Annotated in this window: 25 protein-coding genes; 14 read left to right on the plus strand and 11 right to left on the minus strand. The window is 68.9% G+C overall.

Going from position 1 to position 23,127, the window contains the following annotated elements; translation table 11 throughout:
* The first annotated feature begins 325 nt into the window (after positions 1–325).
* From LBW94_RS32470 to LBW94_RS32500, 7 genes are all read left to right on the plus strand, one after another.
* Complete coding sequence (locus tag LBW94_RS32470; RefSeq protein ID WP_225058800.1) at positions 326–1,015, plus strand: response regulator transcription factor; 690 nt, start codon at positions 326–328, stop codon at positions 1,013–1,015.
* Between the two features lie 145 nt (positions 1,016–1,160).
* Positions 1,161–2,558 (plus strand): HAMP domain-containing sensor histidine kinase, encoded by a 1,398-nt coding sequence (locus tag LBW94_RS32475; RefSeq protein ID WP_225058870.1) that lies wholly within the window; start codon positions 1,161–1,163, stop codon positions 2,556–2,558.
* A 71-nt stretch (positions 2,559–2,629) separates the two neighbouring features.
* Positions 2,630–4,039: a S1C family serine protease gene (locus LBW94_RS32480; protein WP_225058799.1), complete on the plus strand. Its 1,410-nt coding sequence runs from the start codon at positions 2,630–2,632 to the stop codon at positions 4,037–4,039.
* Positions 4,040–4,119: 80 nt separating this feature from the next.
* Positions 4,120–4,614: a MogA/MoaB family molybdenum cofactor biosynthesis protein gene (locus tag LBW94_RS32485; RefSeq protein ID WP_225058798.1), complete on the plus strand. Its 495-nt coding sequence runs from the start codon at positions 4,120–4,122 to the stop codon at positions 4,612–4,614.
* Complete coding sequence (locus LBW94_RS32490) at positions 4,611–4,832, plus strand: hypothetical protein (RefSeq protein ID WP_225058797.1); 222 nt, start codon at positions 4,611–4,613, stop codon at positions 4,830–4,832. Before LBW94_RS32485 ends, LBW94_RS32490 begins: the two co-directional genes overlap by 4 nt.
* A 428-nt stretch (positions 4,833–5,260) precedes the next feature.
* Positions 5,261–5,938, plus strand: coding sequence for an MspA family porin (locus tag LBW94_RS32495; RefSeq protein ID WP_225058796.1), 678 nt, complete (start codon positions 5,261–5,263; stop codon positions 5,936–5,938).
* A gap of 63 nt (positions 5,939–6,001) precedes the next feature.
* On the plus strand, positions 6,002–6,682 hold the full coding sequence (locus tag LBW94_RS32500) for an MspA family porin (RefSeq protein WP_225058795.1): 681 nt from the start codon (positions 6,002–6,004) through the stop codon (positions 6,680–6,682).
* Between the two features lie 167 nt (positions 6,683–6,849).
* Here the strand turns inward: LBW94_RS32500 and mscL are convergent, their stop codons facing one another.
* From mscL to LBW94_RS32520, 4 genes are all read right to left on the minus strand, one after another.
* Positions 6,850–7,248, minus strand: a complete 399-nt coding sequence (mscL, locus tag LBW94_RS32505) for a large conductance mechanosensitive channel protein MscL (protein WP_225058794.1) — start codon at positions 7,246–7,248, stop codon at positions 6,850–6,852.
* A gap of 68 nt (positions 7,249–7,316) precedes the next feature.
* Positions 7,317–8,033, minus strand: coding sequence for an SAF domain-containing protein (locus LBW94_RS32510; RefSeq protein WP_225058793.1), 717 nt, complete (start codon positions 8,031–8,033; stop codon positions 7,317–7,319).
* A gap of 431 nt (positions 8,034–8,464) precedes the next feature.
* Positions 8,465–8,794, minus strand: a complete 330-nt coding sequence (locus LBW94_RS32515; protein WP_225058792.1) for an FmdB family zinc ribbon protein — start codon at positions 8,792–8,794, stop codon at positions 8,465–8,467.
* Positions 8,795–8,864: 70 nt separating this feature from the next.
* Positions 8,865–9,569: a 5-formyltetrahydrofolate cyclo-ligase gene (locus LBW94_RS32520; RefSeq protein ID WP_225058791.1), complete on the minus strand. Its 705-nt coding sequence runs from the start codon at positions 9,567–9,569 to the stop codon at positions 8,865–8,867.
* A gap of 239 nt (positions 9,570–9,808) precedes the next feature.
* Here LBW94_RS32520 and LBW94_RS32525 point away from each other — a divergent pair, with 239 nt between their 5' ends.
* The 4 genes from LBW94_RS32525 (at position 9,809) to glpR (ending at position 13,823) form a co-directional block, all read left to right on the plus strand.
* Positions 9,809–10,762 carry a UTP--glucose-1-phosphate uridylyltransferase gene (locus LBW94_RS32525; RefSeq protein ID WP_225058790.1) on the plus strand — a complete coding sequence of 318 codons (954 nt, stop codon included), beginning with the start codon at positions 9,809–9,811 and terminating at the stop codon, positions 10,760–10,762.
* A gap of 60 nt (positions 10,763–10,822) precedes the next feature.
* Positions 10,823–12,076, plus strand: coding sequence for a gephyrin-like molybdotransferase Glp (gene glp, locus LBW94_RS32530; RefSeq protein ID WP_225058789.1), 1,254 nt, complete (start codon positions 10,823–10,825; stop codon positions 12,074–12,076).
* A 9-nt stretch (positions 12,077–12,085) separates the two neighbouring features.
* Positions 12,086–12,739 (plus strand): GNAT family N-acetyltransferase, encoded by a 654-nt coding sequence (locus LBW94_RS32535; protein ID WP_225058788.1) that lies wholly within the window; start codon positions 12,086–12,088, stop codon positions 12,737–12,739.
* Between the two features lie 241 nt (positions 12,740–12,980).
* Positions 12,981–13,823, plus strand: a complete 843-nt coding sequence (gene glpR, locus LBW94_RS32540) for a gephyrin-like molybdotransferase receptor GlpR (protein ID WP_225058787.1) — start codon at positions 12,981–12,983, stop codon at positions 13,821–13,823.
* A gap of 165 nt (positions 13,824–13,988) precedes the next feature.
* Here glpR and LBW94_RS32545 read toward each other — a convergent pair whose 3' ends face one another.
* Both LBW94_RS32545 and LBW94_RS32550 read right to left on the minus strand, forming a co-directional pair.
* Positions 13,989–14,783, minus strand: coding sequence for an aldose 1-epimerase (locus LBW94_RS32545; RefSeq protein ID WP_225058786.1), 795 nt, complete (start codon positions 14,781–14,783; stop codon positions 13,989–13,991).
* A gap of 84 nt (positions 14,784–14,867) precedes the next feature.
* A complete protein-coding gene (locus LBW94_RS32550) occupies positions 14,868–15,668 on the minus strand; it encodes an NAD-dependent epimerase/dehydratase family protein (RefSeq protein WP_225058785.1) in 801 nt (266 codons plus the stop codon).
* Positions 15,669–16,235: 567 nt separating this feature from the next.
* Here LBW94_RS32550 and LBW94_RS32555 point away from each other — a divergent pair.
* Together LBW94_RS32555 and LBW94_RS32560 are read left to right on the plus strand one after the other, a co-directional pair.
* On the plus strand, positions 16,236–17,510 hold the full coding sequence (locus LBW94_RS32555) for a hypothetical protein (RefSeq protein WP_225058784.1): 1,275 nt from the start codon (positions 16,236–16,238) through the stop codon (positions 17,508–17,510).
* Between the two features lie 16 nt (positions 17,511–17,526).
* On the plus strand, positions 17,527–18,273 hold the full coding sequence (locus LBW94_RS32560) for an ESX secretion-associated protein EspG (RefSeq protein WP_225058783.1): 747 nt from the start codon (positions 17,527–17,529) through the stop codon (positions 18,271–18,273).
* Between the two features lie 4 nt (positions 18,274–18,277).
* On the opposite strand, the gene LBW94_RS32565 is transcribed toward LBW94_RS32560, so the two are convergent.
* Genes LBW94_RS32565 through LBW94_RS32575 form a run of 3 tightly spaced genes read right to left on the minus strand, consistent with a single transcriptional unit; the run spans position 18,278 to position 19,621 of the window.
* Positions 18,278–18,751, minus strand: a complete 474-nt coding sequence (locus tag LBW94_RS32565) for a hypothetical protein (RefSeq protein ID WP_225058782.1) — start codon at positions 18,749–18,751, stop codon at positions 18,278–18,280.
* Between the two features lie 49 nt (positions 18,752–18,800).
* A complete protein-coding gene (locus LBW94_RS32570) occupies positions 18,801–19,421 on the minus strand; it encodes a DUF3558 domain-containing protein (protein ID WP_323137976.1) in 621 nt (206 codons plus the stop codon).
* Between the two features lie 56 nt (positions 19,422–19,477).
* Positions 19,478–19,621, minus strand: a complete 144-nt coding sequence (locus LBW94_RS32575) for a hypothetical protein (protein WP_225058781.1) — start codon at positions 19,619–19,621, stop codon at positions 19,478–19,480.
* Positions 19,622–19,787: 166 nt separating this feature from the next.
* Here LBW94_RS32575 and LBW94_RS32580 point away from each other — a divergent pair, with 166 nt between their 5' ends.
* On the plus strand, positions 19,788–21,095 hold the full coding sequence (locus tag LBW94_RS32580) for a carotenoid oxygenase family protein (protein ID WP_225058780.1): 1,308 nt from the start codon (positions 19,788–19,790) through the stop codon (positions 21,093–21,095).
* A gap of 52 nt (positions 21,096–21,147) precedes the next feature.
* On the opposite strand, the gene LBW94_RS32585 is transcribed toward LBW94_RS32580, so the two are convergent.
* Positions 21,148–21,387: a hypothetical protein gene (locus LBW94_RS32585; RefSeq protein WP_225058779.1), complete on the minus strand. Its 240-nt coding sequence runs from the start codon at positions 21,385–21,387 to the stop codon at positions 21,148–21,150.
* Between the two features lie 474 nt (positions 21,388–21,861).
* Positions 21,862–23,118, minus strand: coding sequence for an amidohydrolase family protein (locus LBW94_RS32590; RefSeq protein WP_225058778.1), 1,257 nt, complete (start codon positions 23,116–23,118; stop codon positions 21,862–21,864).
* Positions 23,119–23,127 lie beyond the last annotated feature (9 nt).

Below are 23,127 nucleotides of genomic sequence, written 5' to 3' on the forward strand. Positions count from 1 at the left end.
GGAAACCTCACCGCCTCAGCTCATCCCACGCTGGATTTGTAAACGGAGGGCCGTGATGTATTGAGTGGTCGGGTCAAAGGGTTGAGAACCAACTGGAGGTCGTCATTTATCGCAGGTAACATACCGTGCGAACACCGGGACGGCAATCTGAGCGCTCGGGGTGCTGGATTTCGAATACCGGGTCGGCGCAACGACTTTCGCATTCACGCCACTAACAGACCGATCGCGCTCATGAATAAGCGCAGGTCACCGCTCGCGGAATGTGTGGCGTGTCGCAAGTGTGCTTCTCAGTGGACTCTCAGTCGGTACGGTCAGACTGGACACCATGCGCATTCTGGTAGTCGACGACGACCGCGCGGTCCGGGAATCGCTGCGCCGGTCGCTGACGTTCAACGGCTACTCCGTCGATTTGGCGGTCGACGGGGTCGACGCCCTGGACAAAGTGGCCGGTCAACGGCCGGATGCCCTGGTACTCGACGTGATGATGCCCCGCCTCGACGGACTCGAGGTGTGCCGCCGGTTGCGCAGTACCGGTGACGATCTCCCGATCCTGGTGCTGACGGCACGTGATTCGGTCTCCGAACGCGTCGCCGGACTGGACGCCGGAGCGGACGACTATCTCCCCAAACCGTTCGCCTTGGAGGAACTGCTCGCGCGGTTGCGGGCGCTGCTGCGGCGCACCGCGACCGGAGATCTCGCGGAGATCTCGGAGACCATGAAGTTCGCGGATCTGTCCCTGGATCCGGTGACGCGTGAGGTGTCCCGTGGGGAACGTGCGATCAGTCTCACTCGTACCGAATTCTCGTTGTTGGAAATGCTGATGGCCAACCCGCGCCGGGTGCTGACCCGTGGCCGCATCCTGGAAGAGGTCTGGGGCTACGACTTCCCGACCTCCGGCAATGCGCTGGAGGTCTACATAGGCTATTTGCGGCGCAAGACCGAGGCCGAGGGCGAGCTGCGGCTGATCCACACCGTGCGCGGGGTCGGCTACGTGTTACGGGAGACCCCGCCGTGAGCCGCGGCCGCCGGGGGTGCCGGTGATGGGCCGGACGATTCCCCGCCAGCCGGTGATCGCCGTGCTCGGCATCGGGCACGGTAATCACGGCGGGCACGGCCAGGGTGGGCACGGCCAGGACGCCGGCGGTCACGGCGGCGCCGACATGCGCCCGCCGACGCCGCTGACCAGTTCGGTGTCGTTGCGCTGGCGGGTCACCCTGCTGGCCGCCACCGTGGTGCTGATCGCCGTCGCGCTCACCTCGATCACCGCGTACACCATGGTGGCCCGCGCCCTCTACGCCGATGTCGACAATCAGCTGCGCGCCCGCGCCACGGTGATGATCAGCAACAATCTCGACAGCTACGGCTTCATGCCGATGCTCCAGATCGGGAGCCTGTACTCCAACGACATCGGCATCGCGCTGATCTACCCCAACAGTGAGCAGTGGTATGTGCCGCCGCAGCAGACCGATCCGCCGCTGGGGGCCGCCGAGTGGGCGGTGGCGCACGGCGAGCTGGTCTCTTCGCTGCGCACCTCGCACGATCAGCGGGTGCTCGCCGAGCGCATGAAAACCGGTGCGACACTGGTGATCTCGCAGCGCTTGCAGCCCACCCAGGAGGTGCTGGACCGGTTGGCCTGGCTGCTGTTCGTGGTCGGCGGCTGCGGTGTGGTGGTGGCCGCCGCCGCGGGAACCGCGGTGGGCCGCACCGGTTTGCGGCCCATCGGCCGGCTGACCGCCGCCACCGAGCGGGTGGCCCGCACCGACGATCTGACCCCCATCCCGGTCACCGGCGACGACGAGCTGGCCCGGCTCACCGAGAGTTTCAACTCGATGCTGCGGGCCCTGGCCGAATCCCGGGAGCGGCAGCGGCGGCTGGTCGCCGACGCCGGGCACGAGTTGCGCACGCCGCTCACCTCGCTGCGGACCAATATGGAGTTGCTGATCGCCTCCAGCCGTCCCGGTGCGCCGGCGCTGCCGGAGGAGGACATGATGGAGCTGCGCACCGATGTGGTGGCGCAGATCGAGGAGTTGTCCACGCTGGTCGGCGATCTGGTCGACCTCGCCCGCGAGGACGCGCCCGAGGACGTCTACGAGCAGGTCGACCTGGGCGAGGTCGCCGAACGCGCGCTGGAACGGGTGCGACGGCGCCGCTCGGGCATCGAGCTCGCCGCCGAACTGCGGCCGTGGTTCGTCTACGGGCACGAGGCCGGATTGGAGCGGGCGGTGCTGAACGTGCTCGACAACGCCGCGAAATGGAGTCCGGCCGGGGAGCAGGTCCGGGTCACGATGCGGGAGACCGGTCCCGGACTGTTGGAATTCGCGGTCGGCGACGCCGGTCCCGGTATCCCGCCCGCGGAGCGCGAGCTGGTGTTCGAGCGCTTCTATCGCACGACGGCGTCCCGGTCCATGCCCGGCTCGGGCCTGGGGCTTGCGATTGTCAAACAAGTGGTGACGAAACACGGGGGAACGATCACAATCGACACATCTGATCGCGGCGGTGCGCTGGTCCGTATCGTGCTGCCGGGTGAAGGTTCTCCACCCGCAGTCTCGGAGAACTGATAGTAGCGTCTCAGTCCGCTCTCAGTCGTTGTCACCAAGCTGGGCGACAGACTCGAGGAGAAACGAGAGAAATGACCGAGGATCCCCGTCCGGGTACGCCGCGCGAACCGCAGGCCGGCCCGCAGGAACCGCAGTCCGGGACGACCAGGCCGATCCCGTGGTCGGGTACCGCTCATCCGGTGCCCGGCAACACTGCGCAGTACGCGGTCAGTCCGCCGTACGATCCGGCGACGGGCCAGACCAGCGTGATGCCGCCGTATCCGTACGGGTACGGCGCCGCTCCCGGTGGTCCGGGCGGTCCCGGTCCGGCCGATCCCGGTTATCCGCTCGCCGGGCCGCAGCCGTATCAGTCGCCGCCGAAGCGCGGCCGTGCCGGTCTGCTGGCCGGTGCGCTGGCGCTGGCTCTGGTCAGCGGCGGGGTGGGCGGCGCGGTCGGCACCCTGGCGACCCGGGACGGTCATTCCTCGGCCGGTGTTTCCACCAACGCGCTCGATGTCCCGCCGCCGAAGGGCGGAGGTGTCACAAATGCGCCATCGGGAACCATCCCCGCGGTCGCGCAGAAGGTGCTTCCCAGCGTCGTGATGATCCGGGTGTCGAGCAACAAGGCCGAGGGGGAGGGCTCCGGGGTGATCCTCTCCTCGGACGGCATGATCCTCACCAACAACCACGTCGCCAGCGGCGCGGGCGCCAACGCCAAGATGGATGTCCAGTTCAGCGACGGCACCAGCGCGGCGGCCACGGTGGTGGGCGTCGATCCGGTCTCCGACCTGGCGGTCATCAAGGTGTCGGGCAAGTCCGGCCTGACCCCGATCGAGCTGGGCACCTCGAAGGATCTGCAGGTCGGCCAGTCGGTGGTGGCCATCGGCTCGCCGCTGGGCCTGGCCGGCACCGTCACCACGGGCATCGTGTCCGCGCTGAACCGGCCGGTGTCCACCAGCGGTGAGTCCGGCGGGCAGGGCACCGTGATCTCGGCGGTGCAGACCGACGCGCCGATCAACCCGGGCAACTCCGGTGGCGCCCTGGTGGATCTGAGCGGCAAGCTGATCGGGATCAACACCGCGATCGCCACGCTCGGCGCGGGCGGCGTGGATTCCGGTGGCGCACAGAGCGGTTCGATCGGCCTGGGCTTCGCCATCCCGGTCGACCAGGCCCGCCGGGTGGCCGATCAGCTGAGCCGGACCGGGCACGCCACCTACGCGCAGGTCGGCATGTCGGTGCGTGCCATCGACGACACCAACGGCGCCCGGATCCTGGACATCACCCCGGACGGCCCCGCGGCCAAGGCCGGTATTCCCGGTGGCGTGATCGTGACCAAGGTCGACGACCAGATCATCGATTCCGGCAATGCCCTGATCGCGGCGGTCCGCTCGCATCAGCCCGGCGACAAGGTGAAGGTGACCTACACCGACGGCAACGGCCAGAACCCGAAGACGGTCGATGTGGTGCTCGGCGCCGCGCCGGCGGACGGTGGCGGCCGATGAATCGCAGACCCCGAACGCTCCGGCTCGTGAAGCACCGCGCGGAAATCGGCGAGCGTGCCGAGCACGCTACGGTTGGCACCATGGAACCTGATGCCTCCGTGGCGGGCCGTGCCCTTGTCGTGGTCGTCGACGATCGAACCGCTCACGGCGGGGTGGATTCGCTAGGCCCGCTGGTGACCGAACTGCTCACCGAGGCCGGTTTCCTGGTCGACGCATCGGTTTCCGTGGCCAACGACGAGGTCGAGATTCGCAACGCGCTCAACACCGCGGTCATCGGCGGTGTGGACCTGGTCATCTCGGTGGGCGGCACGGGGATGTCGCCGCGGGATGTCACCCCCGAGGTCACCGCCGAGGTGCTGGATCGGGAACTGCCGGGCATCAGCGAGGCGCTGCGCTCGTCCGGGTTGGCGGCCGGTTCGCTGGACGCCGGATTGTCGCGCGGCCTGGCCGGGGTCTCCGGCAGCACGCTGGTGGTGAATCTGCCCGGCACCCGCGCCGCGGTGCGCGACGGCATGGCGACCCTGGGCCCGCTGGCCTCGCGCGTCATCGATGAATTGTCCGGGCTGGAGGAGTGACGGAGCGGGCCGCCGCCGATTCCGGCCGGGAGGAGCAGACCCCGCGGCATGAGCCCGGGCGTCGCGGGCAGGAGGCCGCGCGATTGGCGCGGATCTTCGGGGAAACCCTGCCGCAGACCAGCTCCGACGAGCGAGGGCACGACGGTGAACGGCCCGCCACCACCGCGAACGATGATTGGCTGCGGTCGCAGGTACCGCCGCATCACGGGGGGAATTGAGGCCACACGGCGACGCCACGGCGCCTGGCGTGAATCTCGACACGGCGCTGCCCGGCGGTTGTCGCTCCTACTTTTTTCCGCTGCTCACAGCGTTCGGGCGATTTCGGTGAGATGAACCGGAATGTGGTGTGATTTAGATCACATCTTATTTACGACAGCTTACGTTGTCAGGTCGTTGTCCGGCCGTTTAATGTCCCAGCTTGGGCTGTGTCACAAGCGGTTCTCTAAGGCACCAGGAGGGCGTTCGCGCCGACTCACGGAACACTGGCCCCGTTCCGGCAGTCGGCTTGCCAGTTAGCACGAAATTTGTCGCCGGTTACGTGCCGGCAACAACCTGGCGACAGACTGTGCTGGGCCTCTGAAAAAGAACCGCTTTTTCGGCCCTCGATGGTCGAGGGCTGACTGTAAGAAACCTGATGAGGGGAAGTATGAGCGAGAACCGTACCAACGGTCTGCGTCGTGGTGCCCAACTCGCGGGCATCGGCGCGGCTGTTGCTGTCGCCTTCGGCCTGTTTTCCACGGGTGCTGCCAATGCCGATACCTTCGTGCCGTTGCCGGACGGCCAGAAGCTCGGACCTGACGGCGTTGTTGTCACCCGTACCGCCGAGCATGCCTTGATCTCTCCGTCGCTGGCGGCCAATGGTGCCGGTCGCGTCGTGTGGGTGTCGGGCAATGCCACGGCCGACGTTCCGAACGCACCGGACGCCACTCCGGGCGGCTGGAACGGGCCGAGCAATTCGCCCGGTTCCAACAATTCGTCCACCCACCTGGCCTCGAACATCAGCACCGGCTACATCGTCGGCTGCCAGGTGGACATTGCCAGTGACGCGATCTCGGCCGGCCTGTCCGGCACGATCAGCGCCACCAGCGCAAGTGTTTCCGGCTCGATCGGTCTCAACCTCGGCCCCGGTGACGTGAAGTTCGTGATGATCGACGTGAAGGACATTCCGTCGGCGGGCACCTACTCGGTGGAGTACCAGGATGCCGAAATCCAGGTCCAGGGTTGCGCGGGATATGCCCAGGCGCGCGCGTACACCGTCGTCGAGGTCATCGGCGATCACTACTCGAAGACCACCCTCTACGGGCAGCCGTTCTCCATCGGCTGACGTTGGTCGAATCCGCCAAAACCATTCCCGCGTAAGCGATCTCACCCTAGAGGGACTTCAAACATGAACATTCGCAAGACCGTGGCTCGTGCGGCCGGTGTCGGTGCTGTGACCACTGCCGCACTCGGCCTGTTCTCCACCGGCGCTGCCAACGCCGACACTTTCGTGCCGCTGCCGGGTGCCGACATCACCCGGGTTCTGTCCGACGGCGCCGTGGTACACGTCTGGATCGACGGCGAGTCGGCGACCATCAACCCGTCGATGGGCGCGACCCCGTTGCACCGCAACGCCTGGGCCTCGGCCACCGCGCACATCAACATCTCCGGCGTGGACGGCGATGTGGGTGGCAACATCTACCCCGGTTACGTGGTGGGTTGCCAGGTCGACATCTCCGGCGGCGGCGTCAGCGGCGGCCCGACCCTGGGTGCGGACTGGAGCAGCGGCCAGTCGGTGACCCCGTCCGCTTCCGGCACCGGTGGCGCCAACCTGACCCTGGGACCGGGTCAGGCGCAGTCGTTCTACGTGCTCGACATCGAGCGCCACGACGACTTCGGTGCGGACAGCCACAAGACGTACAACGTCTTCAGCGGCAACGACGCCTCCGTGGCGTGGGCGGACGAGACGATCGGCCTGACCGGCTGTGCCGGCTACGCGCAGGCCCGCGCGTTCGTCACCGCCGAAGTCGCGACCGCGCACGTCCAGTCCTGGGTCACCCTGTGGGGCGAGCCCTTCAGCCTGGGCTGAGGCTCCCCGAATCCCGTTGTCCCCGGCCGGTTTCCGGTCGGGGCCCGTCGGCCGGCTCCGGCGGGACGGTCAGCAGTAGCCGAGGGCCCGGTGCCGTGCACCGGGCCCTCGTGCCGTGCCGGGGCCCGGGACGTGACCGGTGCGATCACGAAATCGACTGTGCCGGTTCAGTTCCGGTCCTTGCTGGTGCGTTCGTCCGCCAGCAGGTCCCGGATGTCGTGCAGCAGTTCGTTGTCGGTGGCGCCGTCGCCGACCCCGCCGCCCCAGCGGGCCTTGGCCCGGTTGGCGGGCATCACCACCAGGAAGTACACCAGCAGTGCGATCACCAGGAAATTGAGCAGTGCGGTGATGATCGGGCCCACCGCGATGAAGGTGGCGGGCTTGTCGGAGATGAGCCGGAAGCCCAAGCCGAGTTCGCCGGTGCCGCCGAACATCGCGAGCAACGGGTTGATGATGCCGGTGGTGAATGCGGTGACGATCGCGACGAAGGCCGTGCCCATCACGACCGCGACCGCCAATTCGATCACATTCCCGCGTAGCAGGAAATCTCTGAACCCTTTCAACATTGCGGCTCCTGTCTCGCACCGGTGCAGGACAACGGCAAATTCTCAGTTAATGAAGCACGTCTCGCACTCTAACGGACGATCAGGGCCAGGCCGGTACGCAGCGACGCGGCGGCAACCGCGGGGGCATGTGCCGCGTCGAGGGCGAGCAACACCATCCGCTCCCGCCCGCGCCCGCCGTCACCGGTGGTGACCAGGACGACGGCGGCGTCGGTCGCCAGCGGCCGGGGTGGCGGGCCCGCCCGCGCCTGATCGTCGTCCGCGGCGGCGATGACATCCACCCGGTCGCCGGCCCGCAGCACGTCGGCGACGGCCGCGTCGGCCGGTCGGATCGCCACGATGCGGGCCTCGGCGGTACCGGTCGCGGCCACCGCCAGCCGTGGCCCGACCACTCGCAGATCGGTCAGGACCTCTCCGGCTCGCACGGCCGTGCCGAGGGTGCCGCCGAGCACGGCCGCCGCCTCGCGGATCGCACCGGCCGGCAGCGACTCCTCGGGCCGGACCACGCGCCCCAGATCGTCGCCGGTGAGCCGGTGGCCAGGCGGCAGATCCCGCGCCGCGACGACCACTTCGGCCCGCCCCGGTTCCGGATCGCCCCGGATCGCGAGCACGGCGGCCAGCGCCGCCAGAGCGGCCGCGAGCAGCCGCCGCGCGAAAGTGGCATCGGCCCAGCGCGGGCGTGAGGACCGCATCCGGTCGAGTGGATCCCAGCGTGGCGCCCGGCCGAGATCCATGGCGGCGGACCGCCGGACCCGGCGGCGGGCGGTATCGAGACGAAGTCGCTTCACGTCCCGCACGCTACGGCTGCCATCTGCCACTACCGCCCGCAGAACCGCCGCTCAGCGCTGCCCTGTGGACAACATCGAGGCTGTGGACAACCATGCCGACCGGCCCGGCCACTCGGGCTCGCGCCGGACAGGGCCACTCGTAACATTGGGGCCGGTCGGTTCGGGATCGACTGCTCGATACCGGGCCGGGTGCGCATCGACAGGCGCGCTCGTCGGCATACAGGTAGCCGGTACGCGGAATTTCGCGCGGTGGATTGCGAACACCGGTGGAGGGTGGCGGTGCCGAAAGGATGCTTCGACGCGGTCGGGCGTCAGGGTCGGCCGATGCCCGGTGGCCGGGGACGGCGATCGATCGAGGGCCGTCTCGCCGGATGACCGGGCGGGCTGTGGAGCGGTCGTGGCCGACCCGACTGACGGGCCGGCCGATGTGGTCAGGCGACCGCGGAGCTCGTCGAGGTGCTGCTGCTGCCGCTGGACGAGGACGTGCTCGACGTGGAGCTGCTCGATCCGGAATCGGAGGAGCTCGAGGTGGCGGACGAGGTGTCGGAGCTGGACTTGGCCGGTGCGGTCGCCGACGAGGAGCCGTTGCGGCTGTCGGTGCGGTAGAAGCCGCTGCCCTTGAACACGATGCCGACCGAGTTGAAGAGCTTGCGTAGCTTGCCGCTGCACTTCTCGCAGGTGGTCAGGGCGTCGTCCGAGAAGGACTGCACGATGTCGAACTTATCGCCGCACTGCGTGCACTGGTACGAGTAAGTAGGCACAAGAACCTCCACAGTCTCCGTCGGTTTGGCACTCTACAGCCGACAGTGCCAACTTTACCAACAGTGTCGTTCACCTGACGATTCCCCGTCGGTCGGCGGCCGTATCCCCGGGCAACCGGTGCAGGCCACCGGGCGTGAGCGCCCAGTGCATACGCCGGTCGTGGGGTTCCTCGGGCAGTCGATCGATCAGTTCGTCGTCGCGGACCACCGCGACCAGGTGCGCCCTGGTGGCCGCCGCGGTCAGTGTCCGGTCGTAGTATCCCGCGCCGCGGCCGAGCCGCACACCCCGGCGGTCCACCGCGAGCGCGGGCACCAATATCACCTGCGCCCGTTCGATCGCCTGTGGTGACAGCGCCGGGCCGTCCGGCTCCAGCAGCCCGTAGCGGGCGGGGCGCAGACCGGCGGGCCCGGTGTACTCGGCCCAGTCCAGCGGGCCGGGCGGGCCGGTCAGCGGCAGCAGTACCCGGGCGCCGGCCGCCCGCAGCGTGTCGAGCATCGCGAGCGAGCCCGGTTCGCTGCCCACCGGAACGTATCCGGCCACCCACCGGCCGGGCCGGTCGATCACGACCCGTACCGCGTCCGCGAGGGTGTCGGCCTCGGCGGCCCGCACCTCGGGTGGCACCGCGGCCCGGCGGGCCGTCAACTCGGCCCGCCAGCTCTGCTTGTCGCGACCGGCCGGATCCGGTTGCGCGCGGCCGTCGGCGACCGGATGCGGCGCGGAACCGGCGGCGGACCGTTCACTGCCGGAAGGGGCCGGTTCCGCCCTGTTGCTCACCCCGATCACGATAGGCGTCGTCGCCGGTGCGAGCGGTGCGCGGGGGTCCGGGGCCTCGGATGCGGCGGGTGTTCGCCAGGTTTCCGGATCGTGCAAAAAGGGCATCGCTCCAGTCGGATGCACAACTGGTTGCCTCTTGTTCGCCGCGCCGTCGCTGTGCTCGACGCATAATCTTGCAGCGGTGCGGAGCCGGGCGCGATCCGGTTCGGCCGATGACATCGATAGATAGGGTGTGCCTTATGACAGCTGGTGCCGGGGCGGATGAGACGCAGTCCGGCCGGTCCGGTTTCCGGACCGCCGTGGTGCCCGCGGCCGGGCTCGGGACCCGGTTCCTGCCGGCCACCAAGACCGTGCCCAAGGAACTGCTGCCGGTGGTCGACACACCCGGCATCGAGCTGGTCGCGGCCGAGGCCGCCGAGAGTGGCGCCGATCGGCTGGTGATCGTCACCTCGCCCGGGAAGGACGGGGTGGTGGCGCATTTCGTCGAGGATCTGGTGCTGGAGGGCACCCTCGCCGAGCGCGGCAAGTTCCAGCTGCTGGAGAAGGTGCGCAAGGCGCCGGGGCTGCTGGACGTGACCTCGGTCGTGCAGGAGGAACCGCTGGGCCTGGGACATGCGGTGGCGCAGGCCGAGGCGGTGCTCGACCCGGACGAGCAGGCGATCGCGGTGCTGCTGCCCGACGATCTGGTGCTGCCGTCCGGCGTGCTGGACGAGATGTGCCGGGTGCGGCGCGCGTACGGCGGCAGCGTGTTGTGCGCCATCGACGTGCCCAAGGACGAGGTGAGCGCGTACGGCGTGTTCGACGTCGCGCCGGTCGACGGGGGGACGGACCCGAATGTGTTGCGGGTCAACGGCATGGTCGAGAAGCCCGCGATGGCCGACGCGCCGTCGACCTATGCCGCGGCGGGTCGCTATCTGCTGGACCGCGCCGTCTTCGACGCGCTGCGCCGCATCGAGCCGGGCGCCGGCGGCGAATTGCAGCTCACCGATGCCATCGGGCTGCTGATCGCGGCCGGGCACCCCGTTCATGTGGTGGTCCACCGTGGGTCGCGCCACGACCTGGGCAACCCGGGCGGTTATCTTCGTGCTGCGGTCGATTTCGCTTTGGAGCGGGACGAATACGGTCCCGCCTTGCGCGAATGGCTGACCCGGCGGCTGGCTCCCGACTGGAATCCGCAGCTGACCACGTCGTGAGCAACCGGCCGGGCGCGGTCGTGATCGGTGGGTAGGACACTGAACAACAGGAAGGGCTGCATGCGCTCGGTGGAGGATCAGCAGATCAAGGTGACCGCGGCGGCCGTCGCTCCGCGGCCGGTGCGGGTCGCGATCTCCGAGGCCCAGGGTCTGCTGTGCGCCGAGGACGTCGTCACCGAGCGGCCGTTGCCGGGTTTCGATCAGGCGGCTATCGACGGCTACGCCGTGCGCAGCGTCGACGTCTCCGGGGCCGGCGCCGACGCGCTCGACGAGGGCGTCGATCCGGTCGAGATCACCCTGCCGGTGGTCGGTGAGGTGGCGGCGGGCTCGCGGCAGCCGATCCGGCTGCAACCGCGGCAGACCGTGCGGGTCGACACCGGTGCGCCGTTACCGACGCTGGCGGACGCCGTCCTGCCGCTGGAGTACACCGACGGCGGCCGGGCCCGCATCGCCGTCTACGAGGCGGTGCAGACCGGTGACTACGTCCGCCGGGCCGGTGACGACGTGCAACCCGGCGACGTGGCGGTGCGGGCCGGCACCATCATCGGGGCCGCCCAGGTGGGCCTGCTGGCCGCCGTGGGCCGCGACAAGGTGCTGGTGCATCCGCGCCCGCGGTTGTCGGTGATCTCGATCGGTGAGGAATTGATCGATGTCGATCGCACCCCCGGGCCCGGCCAGGTGTACGACGTGAACTCGTACGCCCTGGCCGCGGCCGCCCGGGACGCGGGTGCGGACGTGAACCGGGTGGGCATCGTCAGCGCCGACCCGGCCCGGCTACGGGACGTGGTCGAGGGGCAACTGGTCCGATCGGAAGTGGTGGTGATCGCGGGTGGCGTCGGCGGCTGGGCCTCGGAGCAGATCCGGGAGGCCCTGTCCGGGCTCGGCGAGCTCGAAGTCGCCCGGGTCGCCATGCATCCCGGCTCGGTGCAGGGATTCGGACGGCTCGGGCGCGACGAGGTGCCGACCTTCCTGCTGCCGTCCAATCCGGTCGGGGCGCTGGTGGTCTTCGAGGTGATGGTGCGGCCGTTGATCCGGATCGCGCTCGGCCGCCGCCATCCGATGCGCCGAATCGTGCGGGCGCGCACCATCATGCCGATCACCTCGGTCGAGGGGCGGCGCGGATATCTGCGCGCCCAGCTCATGCGCGACGAGCAGACCGCGGAATATCTCGTACAACCCCTGGGTGTGAACGGGTCGGCCCACCTGCTGTCGACCCTGGCCGAAGCCAACAGTTTGATCGTCGTCGATCCGGAGGTCACCGAGGTTCGCACCGGTGACGAGGTCCGGGTTGCCTTTCTCGCCCAGCGCGGGTGATGTGTGGACATGAACGTATTCCGGGCAGCTGCTCATCCGGGCTGGCCCGCTCATCTGGGTCCGGTGCGGGTCGCATCCGGGCAAGTGGTCACCCTGCGGCCGATCCGATTGCGGGATGCGGCGGCGTGGGCGCGCATCCGGGTCCGGGACCGGCATCATCTGGAGCCGTGGGAACCGACCGGTCGCGGGACCTGGGAGGCGCGTAACCATTCCTCCAACTGGCCGTCGCTGTGGTCCAGCCTGAAGGCCGAGGCCCGGCACGGCGCGATGATCCCGCTCGTGATCGAGGTGGACGGCGCCTTCAGCGGGCAGATCACCATCGGCAACATCGTGCGCGGCGCCCTGCGCTCGGCCTGGATCGGCTACTGGGTGGCCCAGGAGGTCGGTGGTCACGGGGTCGCGACGGCCGCGCTGGCGCTGGGGCTGGACCACTGCTTCGGTCCGGTCGGACTACACCGGGTGGAGGCGACCGTGCGGCCGGAGAACCATCGCAGTCAGTCCGTGCTGCGCAATGTGGGCTTCCGCGAGGAGGGCATGTTGCGCCGGTATCTGGACGTGGACGGCGACTGGCGCGATCACCTGCTGGTCGCGCTCACCATCGAGGAGATGGAAGGGTCGTTCGTGGATCGCCTGGCCCGCTCGGGACGGATCACACTGCCCTGAACGCCGTCTGCGAGTGCACCGCCGCCCGCGCCGGGAAAGCGCAGGCGGAACGGCGTTTCCGAGACGCCGGCCGGTTGCCGCGAATCCGCCGCGCCGAAGCGCGGACAAAAAGTTACCGCGCGCCTGCGGGGTATTTCACCAGCGGCGATCTAGCCTACCCACGTCGGTGGTGCGCGTGCGCTGCCACAGTGCAGCTGCCGTCGCAGGGACAACGGTCGGTCGGGACGGAGGTGGGAGCGCGATGCCTAATTCGATCTTGTGGATCGGATTGGTCGTGCTCTGGGTCTTCGTGCTGTTTCCCATGCTGGCCGGCCGCCATCCGCGCATCCGCCGCACGACCGATGTCGCACTGGCCACCCGGGTCCTGCATCGCGGTGGCACCAAGCGAGTGCCGACTCGGACGCAGAGGAAGCTCCCCCACGGCGATGATGCGGAGGATCGGATGACGACGCCGGCCGATGAGCCCGTCAACCCCGTCACCGAGGATCGGCCCGGACGGGATCACGAGCCACCCGCCGCCGGTACCCCGGGCAGAGCGCCGGCCCGGCTGGGCGAGATCGAGGCCGATTCCGCTTCCGACGCCGAGGATTTCGTTCCGGCCCGGCGTGGTCGCGGAGGGTACGACCCGGAGGCCGACGCCGTCGCCCGCGCCGCCCGCTACCGGTTCCGGCAGCGCACCGCGATCGCCCTGGTGCTCAGCGCGCTGCTGTTCGGCGGATTCGCCGCGGTGGCCGCGCCGACCCTGTGGGCCGGATGTGTGGCCTCGCTGCTGCTGCTCGTCGTCTACCTCGGCTACCTGCGGCGCCAGGTGCGCCTGGAGGCGGACATCCGCCGCCGCCGCGCCGCCCGGCTGGCCCGCGGCCGCGAGACCGAGCATCCCGGCACCGTGGAATCCGTGACGCCCGAAGGGCATCCGGCCCTGGATCGGGAGACCGCCCGCGATCTGCGCCGCCGGGCCGTGGTGCTCGACGTCGACGACGAGGATCCCGCCTTCGATCATCTCGATCCCTACAACGCCGCCGCCGCTCGTGCGACCCGGGAGCGCGCCGCCGACGGCGAGATCCGCCGCGCCGCGGGTGAATAGCGCCGCGGGTGAATAGACGCCGGATTGCGGGCGAGTAGCGGGGGTTGTCGTCGCCCGGCGACCACCCTTGCCGCGAGTCATCACCCAGCAATCGGGATCGCAGCGGCGGTGGCGTGACACCCCGAGTGACGAGTTCGCGCCACGCCCATCGGTATTCGTGGGTGATCAGCCCAGAGTGCGCCAGCGCCAGGTCATCCGGCCGACCAGTGGCGAATCCGGCCGGACCTCGTGCGGAGCGGTGTTCAGCCCGTTCGGTGGGCCGGACTGCGGTTCGACGCAGACGGTGTCCGCGGGCTGGTCGTAGACCACGACCCATTCCAGCGGACTGCCGACGACCAGTTCGACGGCGCCCGGCCAGGTCAGCGTGACGTGGACGCCGCCGGGCATGCCGAAGCAGTCGTCCCACGGACCGGGCAGCGGTGTGATGCGGTTGCCGTCGGGGAGATGGTCGGCGCCGCGCTGCTCCTGCCAGGCCGGTGCGAAATCGACCTCGACGCCCGGACCGGTCGCGGTGAGCCGGCGTTCGAACCAGGGGTGCCAGCCCACCTGCGCGGGAAAGGGATCCGCGAACGCCTCGACGGTCATGGTGAATTCGGCCTGGTCCGGGCTGAGGGTGATCGACTGGGTCACCCGGCCCGGAAACGGCCACGGGTCGGTCAGGTCCTGGGCGAGGACGGCCTCGGTGTCGCTGTGGCGCAGTACCTGCCACGGCTTGTCGCGGACGGTGCCGTGGATGGCGTGCGGTGCCGCGGTGCGCGGCAACCGGTATTCGGTGTCCGCCCAGTGCAACACCCCGTCGCGCATCCGGCCGCACCACGGCGCCATCGGGAAGCTGCCGAAACGCGGTCCGATGTGGAGCAATTCGGCGGCGCCCAGGCCGAATTGCGTGATCCGGCCGGTGGCCGGGTCCACGGTCAGCCGGGCCGCGCCCGCCGTCAGCCGCACATCACGATCGGACATGTCGCCTCCTGACTCGATCCGGGTGGTCCACTGGCGATCCGGTGGTCCATGCACACGGTATCGGTCCCCGTGCGCCGTCAGGGGTCAGGGCGGGCCGGGGCGGCCCAGCTCGATTTCGCAGAAGGCGCCGCCGAGCAACTCCGGCAGGGTGCCGCTCACCGTCGCGGCGAACTGCTCGGCGTCGTCGCGGCCGCGGTAGCCGATCGCCTCCGCCTCGGTCAGCGAGACGATCCCGCGGGTGTTGGCCGAGACACCCCACACCAGCCGGTAGCCCGGCGGCTCGACGGCCAGCGCGGCCTCCAGCAGCCGCGCGCAGTCGTCCGGCGACAACCAGGTGGACAGGCCGCGCACATCGGCCGGGCGTTCGAAACAGGTGCCGATGCGCAGGCAGGTCACGTCCATGCCGAAACGCGAGTGATACAGGCTGCCCAGCGCTTCCATCGCCGCCTTGCTCACGCCGTAGTAGGTGTCCGGGCGCGGGCTGGAGTCGGCGGGCAGTCCCTCCGGGCCGGCCTCGCCCACGGCGCGGAAACCCACCGCGTGGTTGCTGGAAGCCAGCACCACCCGCGGCACCCCGGCCAGCCGGGCGGCCTCCAGCACGGTGCGGGTGCCGTCGATGTTGACCTCCAGGATGCGCTCCCAGCTGTCCTCCCGGCTGATGCCGCCCAGGTGGATCAGGGCGTCGATGTCGCGGCAGGCGGCGGCCACGGCCGTCGGGTCGGTGATCGATCCGGTCACGATCTCGACCCGTTCGCCGGGGCCGGCCGGATCGATCGGCCGCACGTCCAGCAGCCGCAGCACCCGGTCCGGGCGGGCCAGCCGCGGTCGCATCAGCCGCCCGACGATTCCGGCCGCGCCGGTGATGAGCACGCGTCGATCCGGCATGGGGAACACTCCTCGCTGTGCACTTCGGTGGAAAGGGTTGCGGGTCAGCGCATCCGATCCCCTGCCGGAAAGTATTCAACATTCATGGATCACCCTGTGCTGCCCACCGGGAATCATGGTGCCGGTCGTGCCGCGGCGGCACCGGCCGGGGACTGCCCGCCACGCGTCCGCTCCAGCCGGGTGGAACACTTCGAACGGTTCGACCGCTGTTCGAGGAACGACCGGAGATCGGGCGCGGTGCGGCCCGTGGCGCCGAGATCGCCACCGGCGACGTCGGTTCCTCCACCCTCGGCGCCGGGCAGGCCGGTCGGCTGGTCTGGAACAGCCGGGCCCACCGGCATCACCCTGTCCCGGGCTCCCGCAGCACGGCGGCCCCACCCGGGCCATCGGTCGTGGGTGCCCCGGTTGTGTGCTTCGAGTCGATCCCGGGTGGGGTATCCGGTTGCGGGTGGCTCGGTTCGGAGGGTTCGGTTGTTGTAAAATCAGCGCGGCCGGATGAGTCAGGGGAGGACTTCGTGATCGGTGGTATGGGGCGCTTCGTGAGGCCGGGCCGATGGGGGTGGGCGGATGGCGATTGAGAACGAGTCGCCCAGTATCGGGAACGGCGGGGAGAATCCGAAGAGTCTGTCGCACTGGGAGATCTATCGCGCGTTTCATCCGCTGGACACCACCGACGGGCACAACGCGGGTGAGAGCTATCGGAAGATCGCGGCTGGGTGGAGTGACGCGGTGCGGGATTTCGGGGCGCGGATCCAGCGCTCGAGTGCGTCGGCGTGGGACGGGCCCGCCGCGCAGGCGTCGCGGGAGGCGATCGGTAACTATGTCGCGCGCGCCCATGATCTGATTCCGGCGCTGCAAGCGCTGGCCGACCGGGTCGGTACTGCCGTGGATTCCATCAACGACACCAGAAACACACTGCCCGAACCGGTTTCGACCGTTCCGGGGTGGGATTACAAGGGGTGGACGGTCGGTCCGCTGTCCGGATCGCATGCCAAGTCGAAGATCGACCACGCGCGCGACGAGGCGCAGCGGGTGATGGCGACCAGTTATGTCGCGCCGTTCGGGCGGGTCGACGGGGAGATTCCGGTGCTGCCGGTGCCGGTGAGTCCGGCGGCGCCGTTGTTCGAGGTGCCCGCGGGTGGTCCCGGCGCCGGAAGCCACGACGGGGGGACGGGCGGTGGGGGTTCGGCCGGGGGCGGAGCCGAGCCTCCGGTGCCGGATGCCGGAGTGGATCAGGCTGGGCAGCAGGATGATTCGGCTGCCGGGGCGGTGGCGGCGCAGTCTTCCGGCTCGTCGGCGCCTGCGGACGGGACCGTGGCCGCCCCGGATCGGCCGGCGGGTTTGCCGGCGGACCTTTCCTCGACTCGGCCGTCCGGCACCGGGATTCCGGCGGCAGCCGGTGGGTTCGACGGTGGCGGGCCGGAAGCGGGCGGATTCGGCGGTCCCGGGGCGGCGGGACCGGGGCTCGCCGGTGCCGGATCGTCCGGTCCCGGATTCGCCGGTGCCGGGCCGATCGGTCCCGGAGTCGCCGGACCGGGGCTTGCGGGACCCGGAGTCGCCGGGCCGAGGGGCGCCGGGCCCGGGCGCAGTGTTCCGGGGGTCGGTGGCGGGCCGGTCGCGGGAAGCCGTGGTGTCTCGGCGCGAGGCGGCGCCGCCGCCGGATCGCCGGGCATGGGGATGCCGGGTGGACGGGGGCGTCCGGAGGACGACGATCGCACCCGATCGCTGCCGGAATGGCTTCGTACCGAGGAGAATGCCGCGGAACTGCTCGGGTCGCCGCCGAAAACCCTGCCGGGTGGGGTGATCGGCGCCGAGACCGACGATCCGCCCGCGAGCGAGTAGATCGGCGGGGTGGCCGATGGCCGAATGGGCTTGGGAGCCGGATGATTTCGCGGCACTGTGGGAGAACGACGCCAACGACCGGTTTCCGTTTCCACTCGGCTACGTCAGCCGGTTCCGGACCAACGGTGAGGTCGCGGCGCATCGGGAACTGGTTCGCGGACGCTACGACGCCGACGAGACCGAACTGATCCAGCTCGCCTTCCACACGCTGGCCGCCGCCGATCTGCGGATCGAGATCATCGGCGCGTCGACGGTGCTGGGCGAAGGGGAGCTGCACGAGTATCGAATGGTGGGCGCCCGGAACGCGTATCACGCGGTCCTGCTGTCGCAGACAGTCGCCGACGGGATCGAGGGTACGATCCGGTGCCGGTTGTTCCGTCCGGAGCAGTTGCCCACGCGAATGGCTCGGCTGTTGCCCGCGTATCCGGCGGGCGCCGGGAAGCCCGACACCTTCCACCTCGATGATCTGCGGGCGGCGGCGGTGCCCAATGAGGCCGCGCAACGGTTCCAGCGGAAATTCGATCGGCCCTCCGCCGGGGGCGGGAGCGCTGTGCTGCGCACCGGTCCGTTGCACGGCCGGCCCACGCCGCACAATGCCGTGCAGTGGTTGGACCTGGTCGGGGACGGCCGCTATCTCCAGTTGCGGACCACGGAGCACGTCTCGGTACGGCCCGCGACACCGGCCGCGATCACCGCCTGTTTCGCCGCCTGGATCGATCGCAGGCTGCGGCGGTTGCGCGCCGATGCGGACGAGACATGGTGAGCCGCTACCGATCGTCCGCGCCGATCGGGCTGGTCGGCATGTCGGCCAGCAACTCGTTGTAGCGGGCGGCGAACTCCTGATCGGTCGCGATGTAGCGCTGGGCGATCGTGCGATGCAACTGCTGGAGGTCGTCGACGATCTCGTAGTGCTGTTGCAGGATGTCGTAGACGGTGTTCGACGAATCCTTGCCCTGGTCGACCACGGCCGCCTTCGAGCGGAACCTGTGGACGACCGCTTGCGCCGAGGTGAGAGGCGCCTGGTCCTCGCCGAGTCCCCATTTCTTCTGCGTGGAGATGTTCGTCGCGATTCGCTGGAGCTTCTGAATCTCGTGTTTGAAGGCCTCGCAGTCCCGCTCGATGAACGCGAACTCCTCGGCGTTGGAACGTACGTCGTCGCTGAGAGTCACATTGAGTCGCCCATCTTGAGCCTCGGAGATCAGTTTGGCCAGCGGCGTTGCCTGTGGGACGTTTTCACTCATCGGTTCAGGCTCCTCACGAACATCCGATGACGGTCGACGCGGACTCGGATCACTGGCCGGTGGGTATGAGCGGGACCAGCTTGGTGGCCAGTCCCTTGGCGATGTCGCAACTTGCCAGGGTGCCGGATCTCTTGCGAGTAGCCGGGTTGTCGATCGAGATCTCGAGGCTGCCACCGCGCATCTCGAGGTTCAGCAAGCAGAACCCGCGCTGATCCGGCTGGTCGGTGTCGTGATAGGTGAGGGCCGCTCGCCCTCCGATATTCAGTTCCTCGGCTGCGACGAAGCCGGAATTGCTCCGCACCATCGGCAATGTGATGTTGGTAGTGCGAATCGAGACACCGTACCCATCGTCTTCGAAGTAACTGCAACCACGCCACTTCACGCCACCGGAGCCGTCTGCGTTGGCGTCGTCCGGCTTGTGGCCGAGCCCCTCCGAGTCCAGCACCGCAGCCGGGATGTCGTGGCAGGGGTCGAATCCTGCCGGAGCGTCCGCAGCGATGGTCGGAGTTGTCGAAGCACTCTGTTGCCCGCTCGTGGACGGCCCGTTCCCGGGACCCGACGATCCGCACCCGGTCAGCACGACGGAGGTCAGGACCCCCGCAATCACTACCCCCACCCGCATGCCCGCCCCCTTCTGTACGACCCACCGGGATGGATTGCGTCCGACCATAACACCTGTTCGGCACCCCCAGGCGGTTCCGCACCCCGGCCGGACCACCCGGGAAACTACTGGGTGGCGAGGTGGGCGGCCCACAGTGCGATCATGACGCCGACCAGGATGCCGATTCCGACGTGGCCGGCGGTGCGGCTGTAGTCGACCGTCGATACGAGGGCGATCACTGCCAGCGTCACCAGTAGCAGCTTTTTCATCGAACCCTCCTGCCGACCGTCCATTTCAGGTTACTGGCTGCGTATTCGGTTGCACCACAGGAGAATCCGGTCGACCGGTTGGTTCCGTCCTATATTCCATTATTGACATGTGTTTGTGGAGGTTCTACCGTTGACCTGTCATAGTGGAATATCTAACGAGGTTCTGATGACCGTCCATGAGTTGCCCGGCTATCTCCGCGGCGATCTCGCCCCGGTTCCCGACGAGGTCGAGGCCGTGGACCTGCCGGTCACCGGCGTGCTGCCGCCCGAGCTGACCGGCCGCTACGTCCGCAACGGTCCCAATCCGCGTCCCGGCGCGGATCCGGGCCACTGGTTCCTCGGCGACGGGATGTTGCACGGAGTGCGGCTGCGTGAGGGGCGGGCCGAGTGGTACCGCAACCGCTGGGTGCGCACCAGCCGGTTCACCGCCGGGGCGCCCTACCTCCGTCCCGACCTCACGGTCGATCTCGCGGCGAATGCGGCCAACACCAACCTGATCCGGCACGGCGGGCGGCTCTACGCGCTGGTCGAGAACGGGTTGCCGTACGAGGTGGACGCGGAGCTGGCCACGGTCGGGGCCTGTGATTTCGGCGGCCGGCTGACCACGGCGATGACCGCTCATCCCAAGACCGATCCGGCCACGGGGGAGTTGCACTTCTTCGGGTACGGCTTCCGGGAGCCCTGGCTCACCTACCACCGGCTGTCTGCGACGGGGGAGCTGGTGCACAGCCGGGTCGTCGAGGTGCCGGGGCCGACGATGATGCACGATTTCGCGATTACCGCGAACCATGTGGTGTGGCTGGATCTGCCGGTGGTGTTCGACCTGGACCGGGCGGGCCGCGGCGGGATGCCCTACGGCTGGGACGACGACTACGGCGCCCGGCTGGGGGTGATGCCGAAGGCCGGCGGCGCGGTCACCTGGTACGAGGTGGATCCGTGCTACATATTCCACCTCGGCAACGCGCACGAGCGCCCCGGCGGGGCGGTGGTGGTGGATGCGGTCCGGTATTCCCGGGAATCGTTCACTCGATTCTGGTCCGGCACCGCCGATCGCGAGGAAAAAGGTCCGGTTCTATACCGCTGGATACTTGGTGGCAGTGATACTGGTGGTGCTCGAGTTATCGAGGAGAAACTCGACGGAAGATCGGTGGAATTTCCTACCATCAATAATGGGAAAACCGGACTTCCCGGGCGTTATATCTATGCCGTCACCGATTCCGAAATCGTGAAATACGATCTCGTCACCGGTGCGGCCGCCGAATATCGCACCGGCGGCCGCGCGGGCGAGGCGGTGTTCGTTCCGGCCGCCGGCGGCGCGGAGGACGCGGGGTGGCTGGTGTCGATCGTCACCGGACCGGGCGCCGCCGAACTGCTGGTACTCGACGCCGCCGCGCTCACCGCGGTGGCGTCGGTGCGGCTGCCGCGCCGGGTGCCCGCCGGATTTCACGGGCACTGGCTGCCCGACCCGCCCTGATCGCACGAACGCCCGGTCCACCGTGGTGGACCGGGCGTCCGCTACCGGATATCTAGTCGTCCGGCGGATCCACGACGACGTTGTAGTAACAGCCACCGTTGCTGCCACCGCTACCACTACAGCCGCCCGGGGCGCCGTCGTGGTGCTGGTAGCCGTCGATGAACTGATCGTCGCCCTGGGTCATCGGAACCGCCAGCGCGGGGGCCGACAGCGCCGTGACGGGCGCGAGAACTACGAAACCGGCGAACGCCGTACGTGCCAGGCGCCGCTTGATACTGGTCGTCGAGCTCACAGCAGACTCCTCTCCATACACTGCGTCGTGCGATGGAAATGCGGTTACCGCCAACATCCACTGCCACCGCTACCGGTACACGGCGGTGGCGGCGGTCCGGGATACCCCGGAGGCGGTGGAGGTTGAGCAATCATCGGGGCGGCCACTGCGGTCATCGGGAAGAGAACCATGAGACCGGTGACCACCATCCTGGCCAGACGCCGATGATTGCTGCTGTTCGACTTCATTCCGCATCTCCTCCTTCCGGAAGGGTTTCGGAACTCATTGAACAGACCGGTACAACTCATACAACGGTAGACCGCAAATCATTGGCAATCAACAGCTTCAGGTTGCTACATGATTACCTATTGCATTCGCGTAACGTAATTCCCAGGGCGAAATACCGAGGCGATTATCCGTAAAACGGTCGAATCGGGCGGGAACGCCGACGGCCCCGGCGCCTTCCGGTGCCGGGGCCGTCGGATCGGTCCGTGCTCAGCTCGCGACGCGCTGGGCGTACAGCTTCGCCCACTCCGTGCGGGAGCGGATCGAGAGGTCGACGTCGGTCGCCTGCGCACGCAGCGCGCCGACGGTGGCCTGCTCCTTGGGGATGTGCGCGAACGGATCCCACTCCAGGAAGCGGCAGGCGTTCTCCCACGTGATCTTGTTGATGTCCTCGTCCGAGGCGCCGGCGGCGTTCAGCTCGTTGAGCACGAACTCCGGGGCATCCGGCCACAGCGAATCCGAGTGCGGGAAGTCGCATTCCCACGCGATGATGTCCATGCCGACCTTGTCGCGATAGGTCAGCGCGGTGGGATCGGTGACGTAGCAGGCCATCACGTGCTCGCGGAACACCTCACTGGGCAGCTTGCCGCCGAAGTCGCGGCGCAGCCACTTCTGGTTGGTGTAATGCCGGTCGGAGCGGTCCAGGAAGAACGGGATCCAGCCGATGCCGCCCTCGGACAGCGCCACCTTCAGACCCGGGTAGTTCCGGAAGGCCGGGCCCCACAACAGATCCTGCACGGTGATCTGGGACACCGTGGGCGCCAGGCACATCAGGTTGTCGATCGGGGCGTCGGGCGCGAGTTTCAGTGCGCCGAAACCCATTCCGATGTGCAGGTTCATCACCGTGTGGTTGTCCTGCAACGCCTGGAACACCGGGCCCCAGTAGTTCACGTCGAAGTAGCTGGGCAGCCCCTCGAGGTGCGGCAGCTCCGGCATCGACACCGAGCGGCAGCCCTTGGCGGCCAGGCGCTCGATCTCGGCGACGGCCAGCTGTGGATCCCACAGCGGGATGATGCCCAGCGGGATGAACCGGCCCGGGTAGGTCCCGCACCACTCGTCGACGTGCCAGTCGTTGTAGAGCTGGATGATCTCGACGGTGATGTCGTCCTTGACCTTCGCCAGGTGTCCGGCGCTGAAGCCGGCGTAGGTCGGGAAGCACATCGAGGCGAGCACGCCGTTGGCGTTCATGTCCCGCACCCGCTCGTGGATGTCGTAGACACCCGGTCGCATCTCGGCGTAGCCGGCGGGGTTGTGGTCCCACTCCTCCGGCGGCCAGGAGACGACGGCGTTGAGGCCGGTGACGCCGACCGGGTTGCCCCGGTACATCCAGCGGTCGATGCCCTGATCGTCGACGATGACGCGGGGCATCAGGTCGGCGAGCTTGGCGGGGGTGTGGTTCTTGAACATGTCCGGCGGCTCGACGACGTGGTCGTCGATGCTCACCAGGATCAGATCGTTGACGTCCATGCGATCCTC

The organism is Nocardia sp. alder85J, assembly GCF_020176955.2.
Taxonomy (GTDB): domain Bacteria; phylum Actinomycetota; class Actinomycetes; order Mycobacteriales; family Mycobacteriaceae; genus Nocardia.

Coding starts and splice junctions, on each gene's coding strand:
- LBW94_RS32470 (WP_225058800.1), top strand. CDS start 326: ATGCGCATTCTGGTAGTCGACGACGACCGCGCGGTCCGGGAATCGCTG.
- LBW94_RS32475 (WP_225058870.1), top strand. CDS start 1,161: ATGCGCCCGCCGACGCCGCTGACCAGTTCGGTGTCGTTGCGCTGGCGG.
- LBW94_RS32480 (WP_225058799.1), top strand. CDS start 2,630: ATGACCGAGGATCCCCGTCCGGGTACGCCGCGCGAACCGCAGGCCGGC.
- LBW94_RS32485 (WP_225058798.1), top strand. CDS start 4,120: ATGGAACCTGATGCCTCCGTGGCGGGCCGTGCCCTTGTCGTGGTCGTC.
- LBW94_RS32495 (WP_225058796.1), top strand. CDS start 5,261: ATGAGCGAGAACCGTACCAACGGTCTGCGTCGTGGTGCCCAACTCGCG.
- LBW94_RS32500 (WP_225058795.1), top strand. CDS start 6,002: ATGAACATTCGCAAGACCGTGGCTCGTGCGGCCGGTGTCGGTGCTGTG.
- mscL (WP_225058794.1), bottom strand. CDS start 7,248: ATGTTGAAAGGGTTCAGAGATTTCCTGCTACGCGGGAATGTGATCGAA.
- LBW94_RS32525 (WP_225058790.1), top strand. CDS start 9,809: ATGACAGCTGGTGCCGGGGCGGATGAGACGCAGTCCGGCCGGTCCGGT.
- glp (WP_225058789.1), top strand. CDS start 10,823: ATGCGCTCGGTGGAGGATCAGCAGATCAAGGTGACCGCGGCGGCCGTC.
- LBW94_RS32535 (WP_225058788.1), top strand. CDS start 12,086: ATGAACGTATTCCGGGCAGCTGCTCATCCGGGCTGGCCCGCTCATCTG.
- glpR (WP_225058787.1), top strand. CDS start 12,981: ATGCCTAATTCGATCTTGTGGATCGGATTGGTCGTGCTCTGGGTCTTC.
- LBW94_RS32545 (WP_225058786.1), bottom strand. CDS start 14,783: ATGTCCGATCGTGATGTGCGGCTGACGGCGGGCGCGGCCCGGCTGACC.
- LBW94_RS32550 (WP_225058785.1), bottom strand. CDS start 15,668: ATGCCGGATCGACGCGTGCTCATCACCGGCGCGGCCGGAATCGTCGGG.
- LBW94_RS32555 (WP_225058784.1), top strand. CDS start 16,236: ATGGCGATTGAGAACGAGTCGCCCAGTATCGGGAACGGCGGGGAGAAT.
- LBW94_RS32560 (WP_225058783.1), top strand. CDS start 17,527: ATGGCCGAATGGGCTTGGGAGCCGGATGATTTCGCGGCACTGTGGGAG.
- LBW94_RS32565 (WP_225058782.1), bottom strand. CDS start 18,751: ATGAGTGAAAACGTCCCACAGGCAACGCCGCTGGCCAAACTGATCTCC.
- LBW94_RS32570 (WP_323137976.1), bottom strand. CDS start 19,421: ATGGTCGGACGCAATCCATCCCGGTGGGTCGTACAGAAGGGGGCGGGC.
- LBW94_RS32575 (WP_225058781.1), bottom strand. CDS start 19,621: ATGAAAAAGCTGCTACTGGTGACGCTGGCAGTGATCGCCCTCGTATCG.
- LBW94_RS32580 (WP_225058780.1), top strand. CDS start 19,788: ATGACCGTCCATGAGTTGCCCGGCTATCTCCGCGGCGATCTCGCCCCG.
- LBW94_RS32590 (WP_225058778.1), bottom strand. CDS start 23,118: ATGGACGTCAACGATCTGATCCTGGTGAGCATCGACGACCACGTCGTC.